Source organism: Pontibacillus chungwhensis BH030062, assembly GCF_000770675.1.
GTDB classification, from domain to species: Bacteria; Bacillota; Bacilli; order Bacillales; family BH030062; genus Pontibacillus; species Pontibacillus chungwhensis.
Map to the genome: position 1 here is coordinate 1 of NZ_AVBG01000018.1, position 23,379 is coordinate 23,379.

Here is a 23,379-nt window from a genome sequence, read left to right on the forward strand (position 1 = left end):
TAAATCGAGGGCTTATCTAACTAAAGTGAAAAACGGTTATGTCTACATTTTTATCTAGTTTTGAAGGTACTCCTTCAAAAAACAATAGTATGGCGGTTTTGGCGAAGAGGTCACACCTGTTCCCATGCCGAACACAGAAGTTAAGCTCTTCAGCGCCGATGGTAGTCGGGGTTTCACCCCCGCAAGAGTAGGACGCCGCCATGCTTTGTTTATATTATTATCGTCGCGGGGTGGAGCAGTCTGGTAGCTCGTCGGGCTCATAACCCGAAGGTCGCAGGTTCAAATCCTGTCCCCGCAACCAAATTAAATTTGTTCAACGTCGATTTTACTTCGTTGAATTACAAATGATTGTGTACCTTTAGGTGCAACCAATTTATATTTGTGTTACGTCGAATACACTTCTTCGAATCACAAATTGTTGTGCTTAGATTAATCAAATTAAAAAATGGTCCGGTAGTTCAGTTGGTTAGAATGCCTGCCTGTCACGCAGGAGGTCGCGGGTTCGAGTCCCGTCCGGACCGCCATTTTTATTTTTGATTACATATGATTGTTTATACAAGCCTTAGGAAAACCTCCTAAGGCTTTTCTAATGCATTTTTTTAGGTGAGCAAACAGATCGCTCTTACTCAGACCTTGTGCTATATACTGATATAGATAGGTTTTTTTCTTTTTGCCCCCTTTTTTGCTATGATGGGAATTAGATAAGAACCGATTAGTTAGACTGGATTAGGAAGTAGGTGTTTCGCATGAATGAAATCTATACCATTCATACCCATTCTGCTGAGGAGACTAAAGAAGTAGCTAAACGTTTAGGTGCTCTTTTAGAACCGAATGATCTTCTTACACTTGAAGGGGATCTTGGAGCAGGCAAAACGACTTTTACAAAAGGGCTAGGCGTTGGACTTGGTGTGACAAGGACCATTAGCAGTCCCACATTTACAATTGTTAAAGAATATGAAGGTCGTATGCCTCTTTACCACTTAGATGTCTATCGTCTTGAAGATAGTGATGAGGATATTGGATTTGATGAGTATTTCGAAGGTGAAGGCGTGTGTGTGGTCGAGTGGGCCCAATTTATTGAAGATTATCTTCCGGATGATCGGTTAGATCTTCACCTTTTCTATAATGAGGAAGACCACCGCACTATACAATTAACCCCTCATGGGGAACGATATGAACGATTATGTAAGGAGTTAGTCAAATGAATGTGTTAGCCATCGATACGTCGAATCAACCGATGACGATCGCCTTAATGAAAGAAGAACAGCTCTTAGCAGAATATACGACAGATATAAAGAAAAACCATTCAGTACAGCTCATGCCGGCCATTAATCAACTATTAACGGATTGTAAGATGACGCCACAAGATTTAGAGTTGATTGCCGTTGGCCATGGCCCAGGATCGTTTACGGGCGTGCGAATTGGACTAACGACGGCTAAGACATTGGCTTGGTCATTATCCATTCCTATTGTGGCCGTATCAAGCCTAGAGGTGCTTTCTTACAATGGGATTTTCTTTAATGGTCTAGTTTGCCCATTTTTTGATGCAAGAAGAGGACAAGTTTATACAGGGTTATACCGAGCTGAAGGATTCGAGGAAATGGTTCCTGTAAAAGATGAAGTTAACGTGCTTATGACAGATTGGCTAGATGTGCTACGTGCTACAGGGGAACCTGTTTTATTTATTAGCTCTCAAGCTGTTATTCATCAAGAGAAGATCCAAGAAGTATTAGGCGAGAAAGCTGTTTTCTCTTCCTTACCGGTTCATTTGCCAAGTGCGGGGATGCTTGCGAGTATTGCACTTACGAAGGAACCAACATCTCTTCATGAACTAACGCCAAACTATCTTCGTCTTGCTGAGGCTGAGGCCAAATGGCTGGAGAGCCAAAAGGGGCATCAGCAAAGTGAGTAAAGCGATCGTTCGCCAAATGACAGAAGAGGATATAGATCGGGTTCTTCAATTAGAAGAGGCATGCTTTGCCACTCCATGGACCCGAGATGCGTTTGAACATGAGCTTCAGGATAACCCCTATGCGGTTTATTACGTTCTTGAATTTGAAGGCGTATTAGTAGGGTATTGTGGGTTATGGGTTATTATTGATGAAGCTCATATTACAAATATCGCGATTCTACCTGAGTACCGAGGCATGAAGCTTGGTCAAGCCTTGTTTGAAGTGGTGATGGAAAAGGCACGTTTGGTGGGAGCCATCCAACTATCTCTAGAAGTAAGGGTATCGAATATCGTAGCCCAGCGTCTGTACCGTAAGTATGGTCTGGTACCAGGTGGAATACGTAAAAATTATTATACAGATAATCAAGAGGATGCTGTAGTTATGTGGGTGAAATTATAATGGATCAATACATTCTAGGAATTGAAACGAGCTGTGATGAAACAGCTGTTGCGATTGTGAAAAATGGGACAGAACTTATAGCGAATGTCGTTGCTTCTCAAATTGAAAGCCATAAGCGCTTTGGGGGCGTTGTCCCTGAAATTGCTTCACGTCATCATGTGGAGCAGGTGACACTTGTTTTAGAAGAAGCATTAGAACAAGCTGATATGAATATGGAAGAGATCGATGCCATTGCGGTTACAGAAGGCCCTGGCTTAGTCGGAGCCTTATTAGTAGGGGTTAATGCGGCTAAGGCATTAGCTTTTGCTTATCAGAAGCCTCTGGTGGGCGTACAGCATATAGCGGGGCATATCTATGCGAATCGTCTGATGAAAGAGTTTCAGTTTCCATTGTTATCTCTAGTTGTTTCAGGAGGACATACAGAGCTTATTCTTATGAAAGAACATGGCTCATTTGAAGTGATTGGAGAAACGAGAGACGATGCAGCCGGTGAAGCCTATGATAAAGTGGCGAGAACGCTAAAACTTCCTTATCCAGGTGGTCCTCATATTGATCGACTGGCTCATGAGGGAGAAGTGACGATTGATTTTCCTAGAGCTTGGCTTGAGAATGATTCCTTTGACTTTAGTTTTAGTGGATTAAAGTCTTCGGTTATTAACACGCTCCACAATGCTAAGCAAAAAGGGATTGAATTGAAGCAGGAGGATATTGCGGCGAGCTTTCAGGAAAGTGTTGTTGACGTATTATCCACAAAAGCGTATAAAGCGGCGAAACAGTATGGTGTGAAGCAAGTTATTGTAGCAGGTGGTGTAGCTGCTAATAAAGGATTACGAGCTCGTCTTGAAGAGAAGTTTGGTTCAGATCAAGAACTTGAGCTATTAATTCCGCCACTACACTTATGCACAGATAACGCAGCGATGATTGCTGCAGCAGGAACCGTTGCTTTTAATCAGGGGCACCGTGCTGGTTGGGACCTGAACGGAAATCCGTCTTTATCGTTAGAGCGATATGCGAAGCGTTCTGTAACAAAATAATACACAGGGATAAAGCGAAATCATTTATTGGTTTCGCTTTTTGATGTGGAAAACACGTCTGAATGTTTCAATTAGTGTGTACATATACAGTCTTTTCCACAGCCAGAAATTAAGATGTGCATAAATATTGTAGAATGCTGTCACAGTAAACGATCGTTTGTGAATAAAAATTGTGGATAACCTAATGTAATTCTGTGGATTATGTGTATAAATCTGTGAAAAACTGTATTTGTAAGGAAAAATGGTGTGGATATCATTGGGGATAGTTACAAAGTTCGACAAAACCTATGAAAGCGTTAAAAAAAGAGGGGATATCTTGTGGATATCCCCTCTTTTTTAGTTTTCTTCATGGAGTTGTTCCCATTCTTCCATTAGTGATTCGATTTTTGATTGAGATTGTTCATTTGTTTCTGTGAGTTCTAAGGACTTCTCATGATCCTGATAAACCTCTGGTTCACATAGTAAGGCATCATTTTTTTCAATGACTTCCTCTAATTCTACGATTTCTTGTTCAATTTCTTCAATGCGACGCTTTCGCTTCCTGGCTTCGCGTTGTTCCGCTTTATTTTGTTCAAATTGATTCTTAGAATCCTTTGTCTCTTTTTGAACAGTAGGGTTTTGCTGCGCTTCGTATTCAGCGATATCCTTCTCTTCTTGCTTCTTCTCTAAATAGTAGTCGTAATCACCGAGATAAAGATGTGTGTCTGTCCCATCTAACTCCAGGATCTGTGTGGCAATCCGGTTAATAAAGTAACGGTCGTGGGAGACAAATAGAATGGTACCTGGATAATCCATTAAGGCGGATTCTAGTACTTCTTTGCTATCTAAGTCTAAGTGGTTAGTCGGCTCGTCCAATACAAGGAAATTGGATTTCTCAAGCATTAATTTCGCCAGGGCAATTCTTGCTTTCTCACCACCGCTTAGAGAGTTCACACTCTTTAAGACATCATCTCCGGTAAATAGGAAGTTACCAAGTACAGTTCGAACATCTTTCTCATCCATAAACGGGTATTCATCCCATAGTTCGTGAAGAACGGTTTTGGAAGAATTTAATTGTGCTTGTTCCTGGTCGTAATACCCGATTTGAAGGTTCGTTCCATATTGAATCGTGCCTCCGCTAGGGGAGAGTTTATCAATAATGTTTTTGAGAAGGGTGGTTTTCCCGACGCCATTAGGTCCAACGAGTGCTAAGCGTTCTGTTCGGTTTACATCAAAGGAGACGTTCTCGAAAACTGGTTTTTTACTGTCTTCATATTGGAACGAAAGATCACGCGCTTTTAGCACATCGTTTCCGCTTCTTCTGTTGATATCAAATGTGAATTTAGCGGACTTTTGATCTCCTTTAGGCTTATCAACCTTTTCCATCTTCTCAAGTTGTTTCTGTTTACTTTGAGCTCGTTTGCTTGTAGAAGCTCGAGCCATATTTTTCTGAATGAAGTCTTCCATTCGTTTCATTTCAGATTGCTGTTTCTCAAATTGCTTCAAATCGCGTTCGTAATTCGCGGCTTTTTGATCTAGATATTTGCTGTAGTTTCCGTGGAATTTCTCAGAAGAGCGATAAGAGATTTCGTAAACGACATTTACGACCTTATCAAGGAAGTAGCGGTCGTGAGAGACGATGACTACTGCTCCTGGGTATCCTTGCAAATATTGCTCTAACCAATTAAGCGTATCGATGTCTAAATGGTTGGTCGGCTCATCTAGAACCAGGATATCTGGTTTGGAAAGTAAGAGCTTACCGAGTGCTAGTCTGGTTTTTTGGCCACCACTAAGGGTAGCGATTGGTGTGGTTAAATCGAAATCTCCAAAGTTCAACCCGTTTAATACAGCTTTAACGTCGGCTTCATAACGGTATCCGCCGTCATTCTTGAAGCGCAGTTGCAATTCATCGTAGTCTTTTAAAAGCTTCTGGTATTGTTCCTCTTTAGCTATAAGATCAGGATCCGCCATTTTTTCTTCCATTTGACGGAGTTGGTTCTCCATAGCTTTTAAATGATCAAATACGGCAATCATTTCATCCCAGATGCTTTTATCTGATTCGAGTCCGGTGTGCTGCTCTAAATACCCTAATGTAGCTTCTTTAGGTTTGTGGAGCTCACCTTCCTCATGCGAAAGCTCACCGGCCATAATTTTGAGCAAGGTCGATTTTCCTGCTCCATTACGTCCAACAATGGCAATTCTGTCATTGGTGTGTACTTCTAATTTAATATTCGATAGAATAAGATCAGCGCCGAAGCGTTTTGTAATATTATTCATTTGCATAAGAATCATGGTCGTTCACCTCAATGAGTTAAGTGTATCTCAAGAAATGCGTGTGAAGCAAGGTTCACACGTTGAAGTGAACTCAGGGTTCTTATCCATGGTCGAGATGTTTGTGAAATTAGAAACATTTCTTTACAATTATGCTGTAAGGACAATCCATCATATAGAACAACAAATAGAAACGTAGAATTTCATTCATAACAGAACGAGGATGATCTTTATGATCTTCCTGAATTCGTGGTTATAGAAATTGGAAGCGTTAACGGTATCAGCGAAAGGTCCTTTAAGGATTCGATTAGTGTACTGTTACGGTATGAAGTGAGGGGGATAAGAGATGGAGCTAGATCAGGCAAAAATACCACAAGCGACAGCCAAGCGACTGCCCTTATATTATCGTTTTATAAATAATCTGCATAGCCAAGGTAAGCAACGTGTCTCATCAAAAGAATTGAGTGAGGCAGTGAAGGTCGATTCAGCTACAATCCGGAGGGACTTTTCTTACTTTGGTGCCCTTGGTAAGAAGGGATACGGTTATAATGTGAATTATTTACTTACCTTTTTCCGTAAAACTCTTGATCAAGATGAAGTTACGCGGGTTGCTTTAATAGGAGTAGGGAATCTTGGAACAGCTTTCTTACACTATAACTTTACAAAGAATAACAACACGAAGATTGAGATGGCTTTTGATGCACAGGAAGAGAAAGTCGGTAGTCATATAGGCGGTGTGCCTGTTTATCATATTGATCGTTTAGAGGAGTACTTATCAGAAGAGATATCGGTTGCGATCTTAACGGTCCCAGCCAACGAAGCGCAAAGAATAGCTGATCGGTTAGTAGAGGCAGGAATTCTTGGTGTATTAAACTTCACACCAGCTCGAATATCTGTCCCAGAAGGTATACGGGTACATCATATCGATCTAGCAGTAGAGCTGCAAGCACTGGCATACTTTTTAAAACATTATCCTCTCGAACATGAAGAGGGCAACGAGGAAGAACCAAAAGAGGCTGAATAAGCCTCTTTTTTGTGTGTAGGAATTGGTTTTGGCTAGTGGATTATGTGATATAGTAGAAAACGATTCGAAAAACGAAATAATTAGAAACGAAAGAAGGGACGCAACATGAGCAAATTATCAAGTAAGTGGCTTGTCGTTGTATCCGTCTTATTTGGTACATTTACAGTCATATTAAATAACAGCATGTTAAACCCGACGCTTCCGCGCTTTATGGAAATCTTCGATGCTGATGCTGTAAGTGTAGGCTGGATGCTGACGATCTTTATGGTGGCAATGGGGATGACAATGCCGTTAACAGGCTTTCTCGGAGATCGTTTCGGGAAGAAGAAAGTGTATGTGACGGGGCTTATCATCTTTTTAGTTGGCTCTGTGTCAGGCTCCATTTCTCCTACCTTGAGCCTTGTTATTCTCTCTAGGGCCGTGCAGGGGATTGCGGGTGGTTTGATGATGCCGATTGCGATGGCGTTAATCTTTAACGCTTTCCCGAAGCACGAGCGTGGTCTAGCTGTAGGTGTATACGGGGTCGCTGCCATGGTAGCACCTGCGATTGGACCGACAATCGGCGGGGTAATCATTCAGTTCTTTGATTGGCCTTTTCTGTTTTTATTTAATATTCCATTTGGACTGATTGGAATTATCCTATCTACTAAATATTTAGTCGAAACGGAAAAAAATCCTTCTCTTAAATTCGACACAATCGGCTTTATTCTTGTGACGATTGGTGTCGGAGGAATCTTATTTGCCCTTGGACGAGGGAAGGAACTTGAGACCCTTCTTACAGCCAGTAACATAAGTCTGATTGTTGTTGGTATCTTGTCGATCGTGGCCTTTGTCTTTGTGGAAAATCGGAAGACGCAGCCTTTATTGAACTTATCTGTCTTTAAAGTTCCGACGTATGCCGTATCTGTTGTCGTAACAGGCGCGGCATCGATTGGTCTTTTCTCAGGAATCTTCTTGCTGCCACTCTTGATTCAGAATGTATATGGTCTGAATGAGGTTATGACAGGACTTCTTTTCTTACCGGCAGCGGCATTAAGCGGTGTATCCATGTCCATTGGGGGAAGAATTTTGGACAAGAAAGGCCCGAAAGCGGTTATCCCTATTGGATTGTTCGTAATGGCTGCTGCCACAACAGCCCTTGGTTTTCTAGAGTTGTCCACTCCTTACTGGGTGATCCTCGCGTTAAACGCAGTACGTGGTGCTGGAATGGGGCTTAGTAATATGCCAGCCACAACAGCTGGAATGAACGCCATATCGGATGAGCTGGTCGCTCAAGGATCGGCGATGAACAACGTCCTTAGACAAATGACGTCATCATTCGGCATTGTCTTCTTCTCGATCTACTATGAAACAAGGCGAGCAGTGATTGCAGCCGGAGAGGCAAATATGACAGAGGCGACGCTTCAAACATTAAATGAGGCGTTTCTGGTATCAGCTGTCGTTATTGTCTTAGCGATACCGTTTTCCTTTATTATGAAAGGAGCGGGGAGCTCTTCTGAGGAGGAAGAAGGGGCGTAATTGCTATACAAAAAGGCCATCAAGGAGATGGCCTTTTTGTATGTGGTATGTGGGTGATTCTAGTTATACGAATATAGTGGTTGTTTCCAGTTCCGAATAAGCAGGTAAAGGCTTAGTAGTGTAAGGAAACTTAGATGCAAAATAGGGGTGATTTGCAAAAAGGCAACGGATGCCATGTGATCGAATAGGGGTGTATGAAAAACTGGAAGATTGAATAATAAAGCTAGCATGATGAAGCCTGCTGCTATGACACGGCCTAAATCGCTTTTAACAGCTAGTATGCCAAAACTTATGAAAGTAGTAGAGGTAAAAAATAATACCTGGGCGACGAAGGCTTCCGAATTAGAAAAGGAAACTGGAATATCAGATAGTATTAACATTTTATACGCGAATGCAAAGATGCCTGTAAGGAATCCAAGCCCTATAAGTAAAGAGCTCAGGGTGCTACGTAATAGATTTTTCATATCATCATCACCTTTTTTACAAATTATACCTTAACATATAATAGCAGATAATGGATGATCTGAACATGGTGACATAAAAATAAGCGGCTATCCCCGTATGGGGAGCCGCTTATTTTTTGTTGCTTTTGTTCATTTTTAGAAACAGCATAAAAAGTCGAATCGCGACGGCGAAATTTACTGTCGCAACGAAAGAGCAAACGAGCGTAATCAAGTTCCAAATTGTCTCTTCTACACTAAGTATGGCGATATACGTAAATAAAATCCCCATAATAAAATAGAGGAATGCCATAAAGAATGGCGAAGTTTTCATAATAGGATTAACCTCCAAACAGGATTGTCTGTACGTTTTGCTCCAGTTGTTCTACGTCTATTGTCATCTGGGCAATAATGACGAGGGAATTCATAGTTGCGTGCGTAATGATCGGTACGATAATGCGCTTTGTTTTCTCATATAAGTAGGCAAAGACTAAGCCCATCATGGCATATTTCAGTAAGTGCTCTGGTTCGCCGTGCACGATTCCAAAGATACTGCCAGATACGAGCGCAGAAATGAGGAAGTTCGTATATTTACGTAATGTTCCGAATAGAATCTTTCGGAATATAATCTCCTCTAAGATCGGTGCCACAATGGCAATGATGAGAATGAAGATCGGTGTTGCTTTCGCAAGAGCCGATAAGTTTTGCGTGTTCTCTGATATAGGATCAACACCAAAGACAAGAGACTCAATGACAGTAGCTGCGTACTGACTTAGGAAAGCAAGTAAGATTCCAAGTAGCCCCCACTTGATGTAAGACCCGATACCCATATCGTAATCCTGACGCAGGTCCTTCTGTATATCTGGCTTTAAGAGCCATGTAATAATGAGAAGGCCGGCAATAAAGGAAGAGATCGTCCAGGTGATCAGCCAGGTTTGAGGGTTCTCAAGGTCCAGTGAAAGAATGAACTGGCCTACCAACCCACCTGATAATTGGACAAGCGTATATGTTAAGATGACATACCAATAGCGCCTTGGCATTCGGCAACGACTCCTTTTGAGAATTTATACCTTTATCTTACGTATTGTAACACATTTAAAGAAGTGGAAAGAAACGTTTAAATCGGAAAAGATGAGTCATAATGGGCTGGGGGAGTGAGCGAGTTTCTGTGAGGAAATTTTTATGAAGAAATTAAATGTTTTCGCTTGCAAAATACCTGGAGATTCATTATTATAATAATTGTGTTAGCACTCAAGTTAAGAGAGTGCTAATAAATCAAAACAAGCATAGTTTTAAACCATTTGAGGAGGGTGTCTGATTTGTTAAAGCCATTAGGTGATCGTATTGTAATTGAGGTAGTACAACAAGAAGAAAAGACCGCGAGCGGTATTGTTCTTCCTGACTCTGCGAAGGAGAAGCCTCAAGAAGGTAAAGTTGTTGCGGTAGGTTCTGGTCGTGTGACGGATAATGGTGAAAAGGTTGCACTAGAGGTAGCCACTAGCGACCACATCATCTTCTCAAAATTTGCTGGTACTGAAGTGAAGTACGAAGGTAAAGAATACTTAATTTTACGTGAGAGTGACATTTTAGCAGTCGTTAACTAATACAATTAATGTTGGACAATCATAAACGCTTACAAGAATCTTTTAGGAGGGTATTTATTCATGGCTAAAGATATTAAGTTTAGTGAAGATGCACGTCGTTCGATGCTTCGCGGTGTAGACCGCCTTGCTGATGCAGTTAAAGTAACTCTTGGACCAAAAGGACGTAACGTGGTTCTTGAGAAAAAGTTCGGTTCTCCACTTATTACAAATGACGGTGTAACAATCGCGAAAGAAATTGAATTAGAAGATCACTTCGAGAATATGGGCGCGCAGCTTGTATCTGAAGTAGCTTCTAAAACAAACGAAATCGCTGGTGACGGTACAACAACGGCAACGGTTCTAGCACAAGCGATGATCCGTGAAGGTCTTAAAAACGTAGCTTCTGGTGCGAATCCAGTTGGCGTTCGTCGCGGTATCGAGAAAGCGACAGAATTAGCCGTTAAAGAACTTCAACAAATCTCTAAACCAATTGAAGGTAAAGATTCCATCGCACAAGTAGCGGCGATTTCTTCAGCGGACGAAGAAGTAGGTCAACTAATCGCAGAAGCTATGGAGCGCGTTGGTAACGATGGTGTTATCACAATTGAAGAATCTAAAGGCTTCAACACAGAGATGGAAGTTGTTGAAGGTATGCAGTTCGACCGCGGATATGCATCTCCTTACATGGTCTCTGACCAAGACAAGATGGAAGCGGTTCTTGAGAATCCTTACATCCTAATCACAGATAAGAAGATCACAAACATTCAGGAAGTTCTTCCTGTACTTGAGCAAGTGGTCCAACAAAGCCGTCCACTTCTAATGATCTCTGAAGACGTTGAAGGCGAAGCACTTGCAACACTTGTTGTGAACAAACTTCGTGGTACATTCAACGCTGTATCTGTTAAAGCACCTGGTTTCGGTGATCGTCGTAAAGCAATGCTTGAAGACATCGCAACCATTACAGGCGGACAGGTTATTACAGAGGACCTAGGTCTAGATCTTAAGAACACAACAATCGATCAATTAGGTCGTGCGAACAAAGTTGTTGTTACGAAAGAGAACACAACAATCGTTGAAGGTGCTGGCAACCCTGAACAAATCTCAGGCCGCGTAAGCCAAATCCGTTCTCAATTAGAAGAAACAACTTCTGAATTCGATAAAGAGAAACTTCAAGAGCGCCTTGCGAAACTAGCTGGCGGTGTAGCAGTCATCAAAGTTGGTGCCGCTACAGAAACAGAGCTTAAAGAGCGTAAACTTCGTATTGAAGACGCCCTAAACTCTACACGCGCAGCAGTAGAAGAAGGCATCGTAGCCGGTGGTGGTACAGCACTTGTAAACATCTACAAGAAAGTAGCTGCACTTGACCTTACTGGAGACGAAGAAACAGGTGCGAAGATCTTACTTCGTGCACTTGAAGAGCCAGTACGCCAAATCGCTCACAACGCAGGTCTTGAAGGCTCTGTTATCATCGAGCGTCTTAAAGGCGAAGCCGTTGGCGTTGGTTTCAACGCAGCAACAGGCGAGTGGGTAAACATGGTCGACACAGGTATCGTGGACCCAACAAAAGTTACACGCTCCGCACTACAAAACGCAGCATCTGTAGCGGCTATGTTCCTGACTACAGAAGCGGTTGTAGCCGATCACCCTGAAGAAGATAACTCTGGTGGCGGTATGCCAGATATGGGTGGCATGGGTGGAATGGGCGGCATGATGTAATAACCGCTCAACGCCTTGGTAGATAAGGGCTTTGAATGATTTTCCTAACAAAATACTAACATTATGATATGCAAAGAGGCTTCTCATTAGTTGAATAAACTTTTGAGGAGCCTCTTTTGTATTTATTAATCTCGATTATTCTCTAGCTACAAGACGTTTGAGTGTGGGTGTTTCCTTCATATTGTCACGAAGCGGTGTTTCTATTGTAAATAGGAAGCACCCGAAACATCCCCGAGCTTCTATACAAAGACAATATCAAGAATTCAATTGGTCAATACGCGAAACTAGCCCTTAAACATTCTGCCTTGTACTAGAAGCGATGGATTTAAAAAGTATTATGGTAGAAATTCATTAGGCTACCGAAAGACAATGGCACTGATGTACAGATGAATGTCTTCTCTAATGGTGGATGCTCTTTATTACCTGAAACTAGGTCAGGTAGTTGATGAAATTCACTGACGCTCCGAAATCTATGCCCTCATAGATTATCTAATCTCACGAAATAGCCATCCAATCCTGATCCTTGGGAGGATATTTTATCTAAATAACGAGTAATTAAGTAAGGATTATGTTTGTGGAATACTCGGTTTTGAGATATTGGACTTAGACAATGCTAAAATAAAGGGACTATACCCTTTTTTGTAGAATAATGGAAGAGTAAGGTTATTACATAATTTTTGAGGTGCGGAGGTAATTCACTAAGCAAGATAAATTGTAGGGAGGTGGGGGCTTTTGATTCTTCATGAAGGAATCTCAGAAGAGTTTTTGGATGAATTTTTTTCACATGTTGAAGATGATGTATTAAATAGACGCGAGAGCTATAAGGTTGAATTTAAAGAAACATTTGAGTGGAACGATAAAAAAGTTAAATCTAAGTACCTCAGAACTATGGCTTCATTCGCTAACAATAATGGAGGCTTATTAATATTTGGTGTAAGTGATTCACCGCGTACTATAGTAGGAGTTAGAAATTTTGAATCAATAGACGATGCAGATATTAGTAATGGGATAAATGATAATTTTAATCAGCAGATAAAGTTTACAAGAAGAACTTATGAAACAAGCGGAAAGACTTTAGGGATTATACAAATTTTTGAATCAGCTTATAAACCTGTCGTTTGCATCAAGGACAGCCATTCAATGAAGGAAAATGATGTTTATTATAGATATAATTCAAAATCAGCAAAAATCGGAGCGGGTGAACTAAGACAAATAATAGATGAAAGAGTTAAAAGCGAAAGAGAGAAGTGGATAACTCTTCTTAATAATATAGCAGAGGTTGGAATAGACAAAGTAGGCTTTATGAATCTTGATGATGGTGAAATTCAATTTACCGGTAATAAGGTTCTAATAGATGAAGAGTTATTGTCTGAATTAAAAATAGTTGATGAGTATTCTTTAGAGAAAGGTGGAGCACCAGCTTTAAAGTTAAAAGGTGAAATTGACTCAAGTGCACAAATAATAAAACAGCCCTATGTAATTCAAACTGAGGATATATTTAAAGCTTTTTTAAACTTAACTGATATAGCTGACCCAATCCAATTTATTAAAACGATTGTATATGGGAGAACAGATACTTTTCCAATTTGGTTCTTAATAAGTAAGCTAGGGAGTACAAAAAAAGCGGTAAAAAAACGACTAGACCAACTTAGGTCTCATACGATTGGATATAAGATGATGCTGCAGCGAGTAGAAGAGGACAATACAGCTCGGAAATATAAGGGGAAGTATAGTCTTACTACGGGTTCCCGTGCTCACTTACGAAGCGATGTTTTGGAAAAATTCTATAATAAGCAAGAAATTAATTATTATGATGAAGAGGAAGCAAGAACACTTCTTGAAGCTTTATCTAATATAAATCCAAATAATATTGAATTTGAGCAAGTGCAAGAATCACTAGTTAATATTTTTAATAAGACTTACCCTTTTAAGAAGTCTGCATATAATTATCTATTTCGCTATACTCTAACATTAATTGACTACTTGTATTTTTCAGAGAGAGTAAAATAACCTCTATATTCAAGAAAAGGGAGCGTTAGTTGAATAAACCGAATATAAAAGAAGAGATCCATTTTTATGTAATCTCCTCTTTTTGTTAGCAATATTAACACTAGTTCCCGTGCTTCTTTTTTAGTTGGATTTATTTTTTTGAAGAAGCGCTAGAACCGTCCCCGCGCTTCATGCACGATCAAATAATATTTCTGTATTAGGGAAGGTATATAAGGTAACCTGTTGCTTTGTAAAGTGTTATTGAATAGTTTTATTTCAAATAGTAATATGAATATGATTAGAAACTTTCATTTTCTTCATTATATAACCTTGATAATAAAATTTTCTTGGGAAAGGTACATCGTCCCTTTGCTTCTCGAATTAGGGACAGTGAACCTTTCCCCGTGCCCCTTACAGTACTGGGGCATGCATTTTATAGCGAAGCAAAATGCTAACATTTTTATTATTATCTAATTTACTAGGTAATATGTTACTAAAGAGGGTGGCAGCGATTGAAGAAGTTAAAAGATCAGGATATCCGAAAAATACTATTTAATTATTTGCATGAAAAGCATTCTGATGATAGTCGTATTATCAATGAACTGGGTGTACTACATGGGCAGTCAAGGGTTGATGTTGCAGTTGTAAACGGAAATTTACACGGTTATGAAATTAAGAGCGAGAGCGATACGCTAGATAGATTAATCTCACAAATGGAAGACTATAATAAAGTTTTTGACACTGTTACTCTAGTAATTCAGCGAACTCATTTAAACAAAATTCGAGGTATTATTCCAAAGTGGTGGGGCATTAAGCTAGTTACTTATTTTAATAATAAATATCATTTAAGGACTATTAGAAAAGGTAAACAAAACCCTTCATTAAGTACAGAATCTATTTGTTATTTTTTGTGGAGGGAAGAAGCTTTAGATATATTAAAAAATAAAGGCTTGCAAAAGGGTTATCTTAGCAAGCCTAGAGAAGAAATATATATAAAGTTATGTGAGTCTTTAGATGATAAGGAGTTAAAAGATATTATTTGTCAGAAGCTAAAACACCGGGAGAATTGGCGAACTGTTGAAAAACTAGCGTTAAGTGATGATTAGTACCTATTTTCCTCCAGGTCTTAGCGTTCCCAGTGGAAGTATTTCCTAGAGCGCATTCGTGAATATATTTATCACCATAAGAAAAATTTTCACCTGAGAATTGAGGTGACTTAATTACTCTTTCGCAAAGTGTTTTTGCTTGTCCCCATTTCCCATGCTTTGGGCTTCTGACAGAAAAACCTCTAAAAATTAAAAATTCACTTTTGGATGTATATCTAATACTAGCCGCCATTTGAATAACTCTAGGATCTATTTGATTATAATTTGGATTTTGGATGATGTAATCTCCGAATGTAGGGTATCTTGGTAGCGAAGCTTTTAGTAGTTTATTATAAATTGACCATTCAATTCTTGGAATAGATCCATCCGTCCCAGTGCTGATTGCTGAGAGGTTATCAGGCATTGAGGTAGCAATAAAAATAAGATTTCTCCAACTATTAATGTCAGGAATTGATTGAAGAGAACCGAGGACTAACTTACTTGTTCTTTTTTCATGCTTAGGTTCAATAAATTCATAATCTATAATTAAGTCTATTTCATTAGTATCACACGGAAACCCTCTGGTTGTTAAAAGCAAGTCCTCAATTTCATCGAAATCTTCATCTCTAAGTCTTAAACAGACACCAGTTTTATATTCATTAATAATCTCATGGATGGCACTTTGATAATTTTCTCCTCTAGAAGGACTAGTAACCGGAATGGCTTTTATATTAATGCCCTCCAAATGATCGAAAATAAATTTTAATGGATGTGTACCACTTTCCATTGTTTCTTCATCATCTAAACAAATTTGCAAAGCATCAATGTATAGAGTATTTTCATTCCAACATTCTTCAATTTGTTTTGCGAAATTAGATAAATGTTGGTCTATTGATTTCTTAAATTCTTCTTTATCAAAGTCCCAATCAATAGGTGGTATCTCAATAATAGGTGAAATATTATCTTTGATATTTTTCTCTAGTTCTTTTATTGCGGATTGTTCCCCCCTTTTCCATCTAATTACAGGAACATATTCTGATTTTTGCATGTTACTCCTCCTATTCTATATTGTAATCACTAGTGTATACGTTTATATTTGGAAAAAGTTTCAAAAAGTAATAATAGATTTTCTAGTGCTTACTGAAAATCCATTAGAAAATATTTCATCGGTACAGGATTTGATGGCCGTCTACCAAAGTGGGCAAGAAGTGTAGGTTTAAGAAGGAAGCGCCGGGACGGTTCTTGTGCTTCCTCTAAATTTCTGACAATATGAGTGATAGAAGAGGGTTCTCAATAGTTGGGCAAGCTATTCAGAACCCTTTTTTTCTTTCCTATTCGAATTAGAATGAGCTATTTAGTTACAAGGTGGAGTTGAAAGTACCACGGGGGACTGGTCCCTTGACACATGATTAGAAGTGCCAGTGAACCCGTCCCCGTGGTATTTTTTCGTTATATCTACTAGATATAAAACGTTTCCGTGTGAGGTATTTTTCATATTTTCAATAAGCGGTTGTTTTTTGTGAATAGGAAGCGATAGAACCTTCCCTGCGCTTCTTGGACTATTTTCTTTGGTTAGTTCTAGTATTTGTCGTACAATAAATGTATCTAATATTTGGAAATAACAACTAATAGTGAAGAAGTTGTGGCAAGTAAAAAAAGAAAGAGATAGTGAAAAGCAATTATGGAGGGGTATCATGAGTCAACTAACACAAATTTTCGATAATCTGTTTGCTACTGAAGTATTATCAAAAGATTATATGCAAAAGTCTTTTTATTCCAAATTCGAGAAATTAGCGGAAAGCGGTGAGTTAGAAAGTGTAAGACCTCAAGTTTATAAATTGAGGAGTTTGTTTGGTAAAGAAGGGGAGATGTTTTCTACGCACATTGGTACTCATCCCGACTTCTTAGATATGGAAAAGCTTCCGTCCCATCAATACATTTGCTCTGTCTTTTTAGACATTTCTGGTTCAACTAAATTAGGGCTTAAGTTTCCATTAGAAAAAGTAAGGCTATATAAGAATGCAATTTTAACTACTGCCTCAGAAATATTTCAAGCATTTGACGGTCACATCCATAGGTTACAAGGTGATGCAGTTTTTGCATTTTTTGGTCATCAGCAGATGCAAAAAAGTGATGCAATAATTAATGCTTTAAATGCTTCAGCAGTTATGCAAGCATATAATAAAAATTCTCTATCGGGTTTTTTTGAAGAGAATGATTTGCCACCCTTGAAGATTCGAATAGGAATAGATATTGGGGACGATAATCAGGTGTTGTGGTCAACGTATGGTTTAGATGGTGCTGGTGAGGTAACTACAACTAGCTTACATACGGACTTAGCAGCAAAATTGCAGAATAAGGCACCAAAAAACCAGATACTACTTGGAGAAAATATTTTCAAATACTTAGATTTGCCTGATGAGTTTTTGAAAGACAAAGTGATTCAACAAGATGGACAAGATGTTACGAAGAGATATATTTTGGAAGATTCTAGACTAAATACTTATTATAAAATGAAGATATTTAAATGGGAAACGTATCTTAAAACGTTTAATTCCTATTATAATGATAGTAAATTATCTTTCAGTGCTCCTGACGACTTCGAAATAATCTGTAAGTATGGTGAAGAAAATGGTCCTGTAAATGATTACAAACAAAACTCTTATGCTATAAAAAAAGAATTATATGCAGGATTTCAATTAGTACTGAAAGGTAACTTAAAGTTCATAAAACCTAGTAAAATTAAATGGAAAGTCATTAATCGAGGTTATGAGGCAACTAAAGCAAATGTATTAGAATACTATGTTGATGAATATGAAGATCAATACACATGTTATAGACCTATTGGTTTCAATGTCCATCACTTAATGGAATGTAGGCTTTATAATTCACATGGAAGTCTTATAGGAAGAAGTCAATTCGGTATATATGTTAATGATGACAAGAATAGTATGAAAATAATAGGGGTAAAGGAGAAAGCTTAGAATGGATAAGGTTGATTTTGCAAAACATCATAATACTTACATCAGTGATTATATAAAATTTGCTGATGCTAAGTCTCTTGCCATTGTCACAATTAATGGTCTTATTATTAGGGTTCTATTTACTAATATAGGTAATATTTCATTAATGCCAGTATATATATCAACTTTAATATCATGTGGCTTATTAATATTGGGGGTTATTTTTGCGGCGAGGGTAATCCTCCCTAGAACTTCTAACAAAAATGAAAAAGGTTTAATATTTTGGGGGAATGTTAGTTCATGGGAAAAGGATGCTTATGTTAATGAAGTAATAGAAATCCACGAGAAGAACCTGTTACAAAAGCTAATAGAACAAAACTATTTTCTTGCTAAGACAGCAACAAGTAAATATAATGTTTTACGCCAAGCATTTATTATAACTTTTATTGGTTTATCTGGCCTAGTGGTTTCTGGAGTGTTATGGTTAGTATTAAATTGCTAGTATTTTATTAAAAGAGATTTTATAAATATTTACTGTTATCTTGAAAACAAGTTTTCCGGCGGAAGCACGGGGACGGTTCCTGTGCTTCCTCTAAAGTTCTAACAATATGAGAACTCTCTTTTTTTTACTATTAGACTTATGTTGGATTTTTTAGTTACAAGTTGGAGTCGCTTTTGTAAATAGGAAGCACTCGAACCGTCCCCGCGCTTCTACAAAAGCCCATAGAATATCATGCTATGATTTATTGAATTTACCTTGGTGCCTGTCCCTCTGCGTTAGCGTAGTGGGGGCAGGCACGTTGTCTTTTCTACTAAAGATTACTTTCTGATTGATAGAAAAGCCCAGGGGTAGACTTCCAGAATGAATGAAGTTAAACTCATAGTTCAACAACCAGAAGAAGAAGGTGTTCATCATTTTACATAATCCAACAGGGAAAGAAAGAATAGGGCTAGCGTTTTTACTAGGAATGCTTGGAATACTAGGACCACTCAACATCGATATGTATCTCCCCAGCTTTCCGGGGATTGCATCCGATTTAGAAACGAGTGCGTCACTCGTGCAGCTCAGCTTAACGACCTGTCTGATCGGACTAGCTGTCGGTCAAATTGTCGTTGGCCCCATCAGTGATTCCAAAGGGAGAAAGAAACCGTTAATCATCTTCCTATCCCTCTTCGCGGTGGCGTCCTTTGCTTGTGCGCTTGCGCCGAATATCTATGTACTCGTCATCGCTCGTTTTATCCAAGGGTTTACGGCTTCTGCTGGTGTCGTCCTTTCCAAGGCGGTCGTACGAGACGTATTTACAGGAAGGGAATTGACGAAGTTCTTCGCCTTACTGATGGTGATCAATGCGACGGCTCCGATGATTGCCCCGATCACAGGTGGGGCGATTTTGCTGTTACCGTTCGCCACATGGGAGACGATCTTCCTCTTCCTAAGTATCGTAGGGTTCGCCATCGTGTTCACCGTAGTAGGCAAATTACCTGAGACGCTTCCGGTAGAAAACAGGATCCCGAGCTCCGTGAAGGAATCGGTTCGGACCATTGGTCGTCTGGTGAAGGACCGATCTTTCATCGGATACGCCTTAACGATCGGGTTTGTCCACGGCGGGAGTTTCGCTTACGTTTCTGGAACGCCATTTGTTTATCAGGGAATCTATGACGTATCTCCTCAGGCGTTCAGTTTCTTGTTTGGAGTGAACGGCCTTGCGATTATTACGGGTAGTTTTCTAGTCGGCCGTCTTGGCGGCATTTTTCACGAGAGAAGCTTGCTAAGAAGTGCTGTACTGATTGCGGTTAGTGCGACGGGGGTTCTATTAGTGATGACGATTCTCGAAGGACCACTGTATTCCATTGTCGTGCCGATCTTCATCTATATGACAGCGATGGGGATGGTGTTGACCAGTACGTTCACTTTAGCAATGGAGCATCAAGGCCACCGAGCAGGGAGTGCCAGTGCTGTGCTCGGCATGCTGCCACTATTGTTTGGCGCGGTTGTTTCGCCACTGGTCGGTCTTGATGAGACGACGGCTGTCCCAATGGGAGCTATTCTATTTACGACGGCATCGATCGGTGCTACGTTGTTCTTAACGTTGACGAAGAAAGACGCACGAAAAGCATACGCGGGATAACATGAAAGCTCTGCTCGTCCGGTTGGATGAAGCGGGGCTTTTGTAAATAGGGAGCACTAGAACCGTCCCCGCGCTTCACGTTCATTAAGCTTACCAAAGAGGCTCTTGCTCAGTGGATAACTCAAGTGTATAAGGATACATTGCGATAACAATTAATTGTGGTATAAGGAAAATAGTGAGAGATAGCAAGACCGACAAATTCAGTAAGATAACAACGGGTAATAGTAATATAGGGATCATGCTATAAAGGGAAGTCTTCCACATACTAGCTTGAGTTTGGTACTGCTTTTCACCACAGAATTTACAAGTAACCCCTCTTTGAAATTGGAATCCCATCTTTAGGGAAGTGCTCCATGACCATTTATTTCCGCAATTATTACATATCGGCATATACATGTACTCCTTATCGAAATTTTCTTTCTCACTATACATACGATTGAATATGGAATAAGTTTCAAGGTCTTGTTCCTTTACATTCGCTAGGAAGCGGTTGTTCTCTGGTAAATAGAAAGCGCTAGACCATCCCCGCACTTATAAGTGATTGAAACTGTAACTATAGAATCTATCAGGAAACATGAATCCTGGTTTATAATAGAATCAATTAACGGAATTTTTGGTGATTGATCGAAATAGAACAGGACTGAAGGGGGATTGGGTAATTTGGATTCGAAACTATTAGATTTATTAGCGCAACGGTATGATAGCGAGGAAGAAATAGTAACAGCGATCACAAACCGTGAAGCGATTTTACATCTACCAAAGGGGACAGAGCATTTTGTTAGTGACTTGCACGGGGAATACCACGCCTTTCAGCATGTGTTACGAAATGGTGCTGGGAAGGTGAAAGAAAAGATCATGGATATGTTCGGGGATGAGTTATCGGATCAAGAAATCAATGAATTCTCCTCATTAGTCTATTATCCGGAAGATAAAGTGAAGTTAATCAAGGTTCGTATGAACAATGCACAAGAGTTAAATCAATGGTACACCGAAATCATCGACTATATGATTCGCCTGCTCCCCTACGTTTCCTCCAAGTACACACGTACGAAATTACATAATGCATTACCAAAGCAATTTGCCTTTATTATTGAAGAGTTGTTGTATAAAACGGGGGATCATTTCAATAAGGAACAATACTATACGAAAATGGTTCAACAGATTATTTCTCTTGGACAAGCGGAGAAGTTGATCGTTGGCCTTGCGTATACGGTTCAAAGACTTGTTGTTGACCACCTTCATGTAGTGGGGGATATCTATGATCGCGGTCCTGAGCCGGATAAGATTATGGATACACTCATTGATAATCATTCCGTTGATATTCAGTGGGGAAACCACGATGTACTGTGGATTGGTGCTTTTGCTGGGTCAAAGGTGTGCCTTGCTAACATCATTCGTATTTGTGCCCGATACGCGAACCTGGATATTATTGAGGACGCGTACGGCATCAATCTTAGGCCTCTTGTTAATCTTGCAGAGAAATATTACGAAGATAATCCGGCTTTTAGACCTAAACTACAACATGATGAAGACATGTCTAATTTTGAACAAATCCAAATTACAAAAATCCATCAAGCCATTGCGATCATTCAATTTAAACTAGAAAGCCCGATTATTAAGAGACGACCAGATTTTCAAATGGAAGACAGGCTTTTACTTGAGAAGGTTGATTATGATTCTGATGAAATTACGCTCCGTGGCCAAACGTACCCTCTCGAGAATACGTGTTTTGCAACCGTTGATCCAAAACAGCCTGCAGCGTTGTTAGAGGAAGAGATCGAAGTGATCGATAAGCTTCTGTTTTCTGTCCAGCATTCAGAAAAGTTGGCAAGACATATGAACTTCCTCATGAAAAAAGGCAGTCTGTATTTGAAGTATAACGGCAATTTACTCATTCACGGCTGCATTCCGTTAGATGAAAAAGGGAATATGGTCGGAATGAAAATCGGGGATAAAACCTATGCGGGTCGAGAGTTATTAGATGTCTTTGAGGGGTATGTCAGGCATGCTTTCGCCCATGTTGAAGAAACAGATGACCTGGCAACCGATATCATATGGTATTTGTGGGCTGGGAAATATTCTTCCCTCTTCGGTAAAAAAGAAATGACCACCTTTGAAAGGTACTTTATTAAGGACAAACAAACCCATAAAGAGATCAAAAATCCTTACTACTATTTACGTGAGAAGCAAGAAGTTTGCCGCGACATCTTAACAGACTTCGGATTAGACCCTGATCAAGGCCATATCATTAATGGACATACCCCTGTTAAGGAAATTGAAGGGGAAAATCCTGTGAAGGCAGATGGGAAAATGATTGTCATTGATGGTGGGTTCTCAAAGGCTTATCAGTCCACGACAGGGATCGCCGGTTATACCTTACTTTTCAATTCATACGGTATGCAGATTGTTGCTCATAAACAGTTCACCTCCAAAGAAGATGTCTTAGAAAATGGGACAGATGTATTGTCTGTAAGAAGGTTAGTTGATAAAGAACTAGAGCGGAAGAAGGTGCTCGAAACGAATGTTGGGGAAGAATTACAGCAGGAAATTTCGATTTTAAAGAGTCTTTTGGAGTATCGTTATATGAGTTAATGTTCTTAAGGTTTGCTAGTGCCATGGGGAAGGGGAAATAGGTAGTAGACGATCATAATGTATTCTCAAAACTTAAAGCTGAGGTGATGGGCATGTCTGTAGTATTGAGAAGGATCTATGAAGAAGACGAAATCTTAGGTGGCCACCGGGTGCTCATAGATCGAGTATGGCCGAGAGGGATATCTAAAGAAGCGGCACATTTAGATGAATGGATCAAAGAGATCGCGCCTAGTTCTTCTTTACGCAAATGGTTTAATCATGATCCTGATAAGTTCCAAACATTTAAAGAATCCTATCAGAGAGAGATCAATGAGAATTCCGAGGCGAGCCATAAGTTGAATGAGCTAAAGGAAATAGCCTCTGATAGTAGGGTCGTTTTACTGTTCGGTGCTAAAGATAAAGAGCATAATCACGCAGTAGTTTTGAAAGAAATGATCGAGAAGTAAAGGAAGCGGACGGATCTTGCTCTTCTACTAAACGTTCAACAATAGGAGTTATAAAAGAGGGATCTCAATAGGTGAACAACCTGTTGAGGTCCCTCTTTTTGTTCTTTTTGACCCTTGTAATTAAAACCGTTTACGCGTACAAGCTTTTCCTGCATCCCGTTACGAATAGGAAGCGTTAAAACCGTCCCCGCGCTTCATGTTATTTCTAAATCTGAAATTTTATTTCAGAAATTGTGATATTATCGATTTAATATTTCAA

At 39.6% G+C, this 23,379-nt stretch carries 22 protein-coding genes, 2 tRNA genes and 1 rRNA gene; 19 read left to right on the forward strand and 6 right to left on the reverse strand.

Features of this window, described 5'->3' with window-relative positions:
* Positions 1 to 88: 88 nt before the first annotated feature.
* From rrf to tsaD, 7 genes are all read left to right on the forward strand, one after another.
* Positions 89 to 204, forward strand: a 5S ribosomal RNA gene (rrf, locus tag N780_RS17190).
* A 20-nt stretch (positions 205 to 224) separates the two neighbouring features.
* A tRNA-Met gene (locus N780_RS17195) sits at positions 225 to 301 on the forward strand.
* A 146-nt stretch (positions 302 to 447) separates the two neighbouring features.
* Positions 448 to 524: transfer RNA gene (locus N780_RS17200), tRNA-Asp, on the forward strand.
* 222 nt (positions 525 to 746) lie between these two features.
* Positions 747 to 1,205 carry a tRNA (adenosine(37)-N6)-threonylcarbamoyltransferase complex ATPase subunit type 1 TsaE gene (tsaE, locus tag N780_RS17205; RefSeq protein ID WP_036786949.1) on the forward strand — a complete coding sequence of 153 codons (459 nt, stop codon included), beginning with the start codon at positions 747 to 749 and terminating at the stop codon, positions 1,203 to 1,205.
* Positions 1,202 to 1,912, forward strand: a complete 711-nt coding sequence (tsaB, locus tag N780_RS17210; protein ID WP_036786953.1) for a tRNA (adenosine(37)-N6)-threonylcarbamoyltransferase complex dimerization subunit type 1 TsaB — start codon at positions 1,202 to 1,204, stop codon at positions 1,910 to 1,912. Before tsaE ends, tsaB begins: the two co-directional genes overlap by 4 nt.
* 16 nt (positions 1,913 to 1,928) lie before the next feature.
* Positions 1,929 to 2,351, forward strand: a complete 423-nt coding sequence (gene rimI / locus N780_RS17215) for a ribosomal protein S18-alanine N-acetyltransferase (protein ID WP_188655570.1) — start codon at positions 1,929 to 1,931, stop codon at positions 2,349 to 2,351.
* Positions 2,351 to 3,385, forward strand: coding sequence for a tRNA (adenosine(37)-N6)-threonylcarbamoyltransferase complex transferase subunit TsaD (tsaD, locus tag N780_RS17220; protein ID WP_036786960.1), 1,035 nt, complete (start codon positions 2,351 to 2,353; stop codon positions 3,383 to 3,385). Before rimI ends, tsaD begins: the two co-directional genes overlap by 1 nt.
* Positions 3,386 to 3,721: 336 nt before the next feature.
* Here the strand turns inward: tsaD and N780_RS17225 are convergent, their stop codons facing one another.
* On the reverse strand, positions 3,722 to 5,656 hold the full coding sequence (locus N780_RS17225; protein ID WP_036786968.1) for an ABC-F family ATP-binding cassette domain-containing protein: 1,935 nt from the start codon (positions 5,654 to 5,656) through the stop codon (positions 3,722 to 3,724).
* Positions 5,657 to 5,693: 37 nt separating this feature from the next.
* On the opposite strand from N780_RS17225, the gene N780_RS17230 reads away from it, so the two are divergent.
* From N780_RS17230 to N780_RS17240, 3 genes are all read left to right on the forward strand, one after another.
* Positions 5,694 to 5,834, forward strand: coding sequence for a hypothetical protein (locus tag N780_RS17230; RefSeq protein WP_198135880.1), 141 nt, complete (start codon positions 5,694 to 5,696; stop codon positions 5,832 to 5,834).
* A gap of 147 nt (positions 5,835 to 5,981) precedes the next feature.
* Positions 5,982 to 6,659 carry a redox-sensing transcriptional repressor Rex gene (locus tag N780_RS17235; protein WP_036786973.1) on the forward strand — a complete coding sequence of 226 codons (678 nt, stop codon included), beginning with the start codon at positions 5,982 to 5,984 and terminating at the stop codon, positions 6,657 to 6,659.
* A 105-nt stretch (positions 6,660 to 6,764) separates the two neighbouring features.
* Positions 6,765 to 8,177, forward strand: coding sequence for an MDR family MFS transporter (locus N780_RS17240; protein WP_036786976.1), 1,413 nt, complete (start codon positions 6,765 to 6,767; stop codon positions 8,175 to 8,177).
* 59 nt (positions 8,178 to 8,236) lie between these two features.
* Here N780_RS17240 and N780_RS17245 read toward each other — a convergent pair whose 3' ends face one another.
* The 3 genes from N780_RS17245 to N780_RS17255 all read right to left on the reverse strand — a co-directional run bounded on the left by N780_RS17245 (position 8,237) and on the right by N780_RS17255 (position 9,657).
* Positions 8,237 to 8,641, reverse strand: a complete 405-nt coding sequence (locus N780_RS17245; protein ID WP_036786979.1) for a hypothetical protein — start codon at positions 8,639 to 8,641, stop codon at positions 8,237 to 8,239.
* A gap of 109 nt (positions 8,642 to 8,750) precedes the next feature.
* A complete protein-coding gene (locus tag N780_RS17250) occupies positions 8,751 to 8,951 on the reverse strand; it encodes a YdiK family protein (RefSeq protein WP_198135881.1) in 201 nt (66 codons plus the stop codon).
* Between the two features lie 7 nt (positions 8,952 to 8,958).
* Entirely contained in the window at positions 8,959 to 9,657 is a 699-nt protein-coding gene (locus N780_RS17255; protein ID WP_036786982.1) for a CPBP family intramembrane glutamic endopeptidase, read from the reverse strand.
* Positions 9,658 to 9,936: 279 nt separating this feature from the next.
* Here N780_RS17255 and groES point away from each other — a divergent pair, with 279 nt between their 5' ends.
* The 4 genes from groES (at position 9,937) to N780_RS17275 (ending at position 15,011) form a co-directional block, all read left to right on the forward strand.
* Positions 9,937 to 10,221 (forward strand): co-chaperone GroES, encoded by a 285-nt coding sequence (groES, locus tag N780_RS17260; protein ID WP_036786984.1) that lies wholly within the window; start codon positions 9,937 to 9,939, stop codon positions 10,219 to 10,221.
* A gap of 60 nt (positions 10,222 to 10,281) precedes the next feature.
* The gene (groL, locus tag N780_RS17265) at positions 10,282 to 11,916 is read left to right on the forward strand and encodes a chaperonin GroEL (RefSeq protein WP_036786987.1); all 1,635 of its coding nucleotides are present in this window, start codon (positions 10,282 to 10,284) and stop codon (positions 11,914 to 11,916) included.
* A 732-nt stretch (positions 11,917 to 12,648) separates the two neighbouring features.
* Positions 12,649 to 13,926, forward strand: coding sequence for an AlbA family DNA-binding domain-containing protein (locus N780_RS17270; RefSeq protein WP_036786990.1), 1,278 nt, complete (start codon positions 12,649 to 12,651; stop codon positions 13,924 to 13,926).
* A 491-nt stretch (positions 13,927 to 14,417) separates the two neighbouring features.
* A complete protein-coding gene (locus N780_RS17275; RefSeq protein WP_036786993.1) occupies positions 14,418 to 15,011 on the forward strand; it encodes a sce7726 family protein in 594 nt (197 codons plus the stop codon).
* Here N780_RS17275 and N780_RS17280 read toward each other — a convergent pair.
* Complete coding sequence (locus tag N780_RS17280; RefSeq protein WP_036786996.1) at positions 14,941 to 16,038, reverse strand: beta family protein; 1,098 nt, start codon at positions 16,036 to 16,038, stop codon at positions 14,941 to 14,943. The two genes, N780_RS17275 and N780_RS17280, sit on opposite strands and share 71 nt — an antisense overlap.
* A 646-nt stretch (positions 16,039 to 16,684) precedes the next feature.
* On the opposite strand from N780_RS17280, the gene N780_RS17285 reads away from it, so the two are divergent.
* The 3 genes from N780_RS17285 (at position 16,685) to N780_RS17295 (ending at position 20,082) form a co-directional block, all read left to right on the forward strand.
* The gene (locus N780_RS17285; RefSeq protein ID WP_036786998.1) at positions 16,685 to 17,974 is read left to right on the forward strand and encodes an adenylate/guanylate cyclase domain-containing protein; all 1,290 of its coding nucleotides are present in this window, start codon (positions 16,685 to 16,687) and stop codon (positions 17,972 to 17,974) included.
* A gap of 1 nt (position 17,975) precedes the next feature.
* Complete coding sequence (locus tag N780_RS17290) at positions 17,976 to 18,455, forward strand: Pycsar system effector family protein (RefSeq protein WP_036787000.1); 480 nt, start codon at positions 17,976 to 17,978, stop codon at positions 18,453 to 18,455.
* A gap of 412 nt (positions 18,456 to 18,867) precedes the next feature.
* Complete coding sequence (locus N780_RS17295; protein ID WP_036787112.1) at positions 18,868 to 20,082, forward strand: Bcr/CflA family efflux MFS transporter; 1,215 nt, start codon at positions 18,868 to 18,870, stop codon at positions 20,080 to 20,082.
* 90 nt (positions 20,083 to 20,172) lie between these two features.
* Here N780_RS17295 and N780_RS20375 read toward each other — a convergent pair whose 3' ends face one another.
* Positions 20,173 to 20,514: a TIGR04104 family putative zinc finger protein gene (locus N780_RS20375; RefSeq protein WP_084599720.1), complete on the reverse strand. Its 342-nt coding sequence runs from the start codon at positions 20,512 to 20,514 to the stop codon at positions 20,173 to 20,175.
* A gap of 228 nt (positions 20,515 to 20,742) precedes the next feature.
* Here N780_RS20375 and N780_RS17305 point away from each other — a divergent pair, with 228 nt between their 5' ends.
* Both N780_RS17305 and N780_RS17310 read left to right on the forward strand, forming a co-directional pair.
* Positions 20,743 to 22,674, forward strand: a complete 1,932-nt coding sequence (locus N780_RS17305) for a fructose-1,6-bisphosphatase (RefSeq protein ID WP_036787006.1) — start codon at positions 20,743 to 20,745, stop codon at positions 22,672 to 22,674.
* A gap of 92 nt (positions 22,675 to 22,766) precedes the next feature.
* Positions 22,767 to 23,120 (forward strand): DUF488 domain-containing protein, encoded by a 354-nt coding sequence (locus N780_RS17310; protein WP_036787007.1) that lies wholly within the window; start codon positions 22,767 to 22,769, stop codon positions 23,118 to 23,120.
* Positions 23,121 to 23,379 lie beyond the last annotated feature (259 nt).

What these genes read in the sequence shown, in the direction of transcription:
- rimI (WP_188655570.1), top strand. Translation starts at nt 1,929, where the DNA reads ATGACAGAAGAGGATATAGATCGGGTTCTTCAATTAGAAGAGGCATGC.
- N780_RS17240 (WP_036786976.1), top strand. Translation starts at nt 6,765, where the DNA reads ATGAGCAAATTATCAAGTAAGTGGCTTGTCGTTGTATCCGTCTTATTT.
- N780_RS17285 (WP_036786998.1), top strand. Translation starts at nt 16,685, where the DNA reads ATGAGTCAACTAACACAAATTTTCGATAATCTGTTTGCTACTGAAGTA.
- N780_RS17225 (WP_036786968.1), bottom strand. Translation starts at nt 5,656, where the DNA reads ATGATTCTTATGCAAATGAATAATATTACAAAACGCTTCGGCGCTGAT.
- N780_RS17255 (WP_036786982.1), bottom strand. Translation starts at nt 9,657, where the DNA reads ATGCCAAGGCGCTATTGGTATGTCATCTTAACATATACGCTTGTCCAA.
- N780_RS17230 (WP_198135880.1), top strand. Translation starts at nt 5,694, where the DNA reads ATGCGTGTGAAGCAAGGTTCACACGTTGAAGTGAACTCAGGGTTCTTA.
- tsaD (WP_036786960.1), top strand. Translation starts at nt 2,351, where the DNA reads ATGGATCAATACATTCTAGGAATTGAAACGAGCTGTGATGAAACAGCT.
- N780_RS17250 (WP_198135881.1), bottom strand. Translation starts at nt 8,951, where the DNA reads ATGAAAACTTCGCCATTCTTTATGGCATTCCTCTATTTTATTATGGGG.
- N780_RS20375 (WP_084599720.1), bottom strand. Translation starts at nt 20,514, where the DNA reads ATGTATAGTGAGAAAGAAAATTTCGATAAGGAGTACATGTATATGCCG.
- groL (WP_036786987.1), top strand. Translation starts at nt 10,282, where the DNA reads ATGGCTAAAGATATTAAGTTTAGTGAAGATGCACGTCGTTCGATGCTT.
- N780_RS17310 (WP_036787007.1), top strand. Translation starts at nt 22,767, where the DNA reads ATGTCTGTAGTATTGAGAAGGATCTATGAAGAAGACGAAATCTTAGGT.
- N780_RS17280 (WP_036786996.1), bottom strand. Translation starts at nt 16,038, where the DNA reads ATGCAAAAATCAGAATATGTTCCTGTAATTAGATGGAAAAGGGGGGAA.
- tsaB (WP_036786953.1), top strand. Translation starts at nt 1,202, where the DNA reads ATGAATGTGTTAGCCATCGATACGTCGAATCAACCGATGACGATCGCC.
- tsaE (WP_036786949.1), top strand. Translation starts at nt 747, where the DNA reads ATGAATGAAATCTATACCATTCATACCCATTCTGCTGAGGAGACTAAA.
- N780_RS17245 (WP_036786979.1), bottom strand. Translation starts at nt 8,641, where the DNA reads ATGAAAAATCTATTACGTAGCACCCTGAGCTCTTTACTTATAGGGCTT.
- N780_RS17290 (WP_036787000.1), top strand. Translation starts at nt 17,976, where the DNA reads ATGGATAAGGTTGATTTTGCAAAACATCATAATACTTACATCAGTGAT.
- N780_RS17235 (WP_036786973.1), top strand. Translation starts at nt 5,982, where the DNA reads ATGGAGCTAGATCAGGCAAAAATACCACAAGCGACAGCCAAGCGACTG.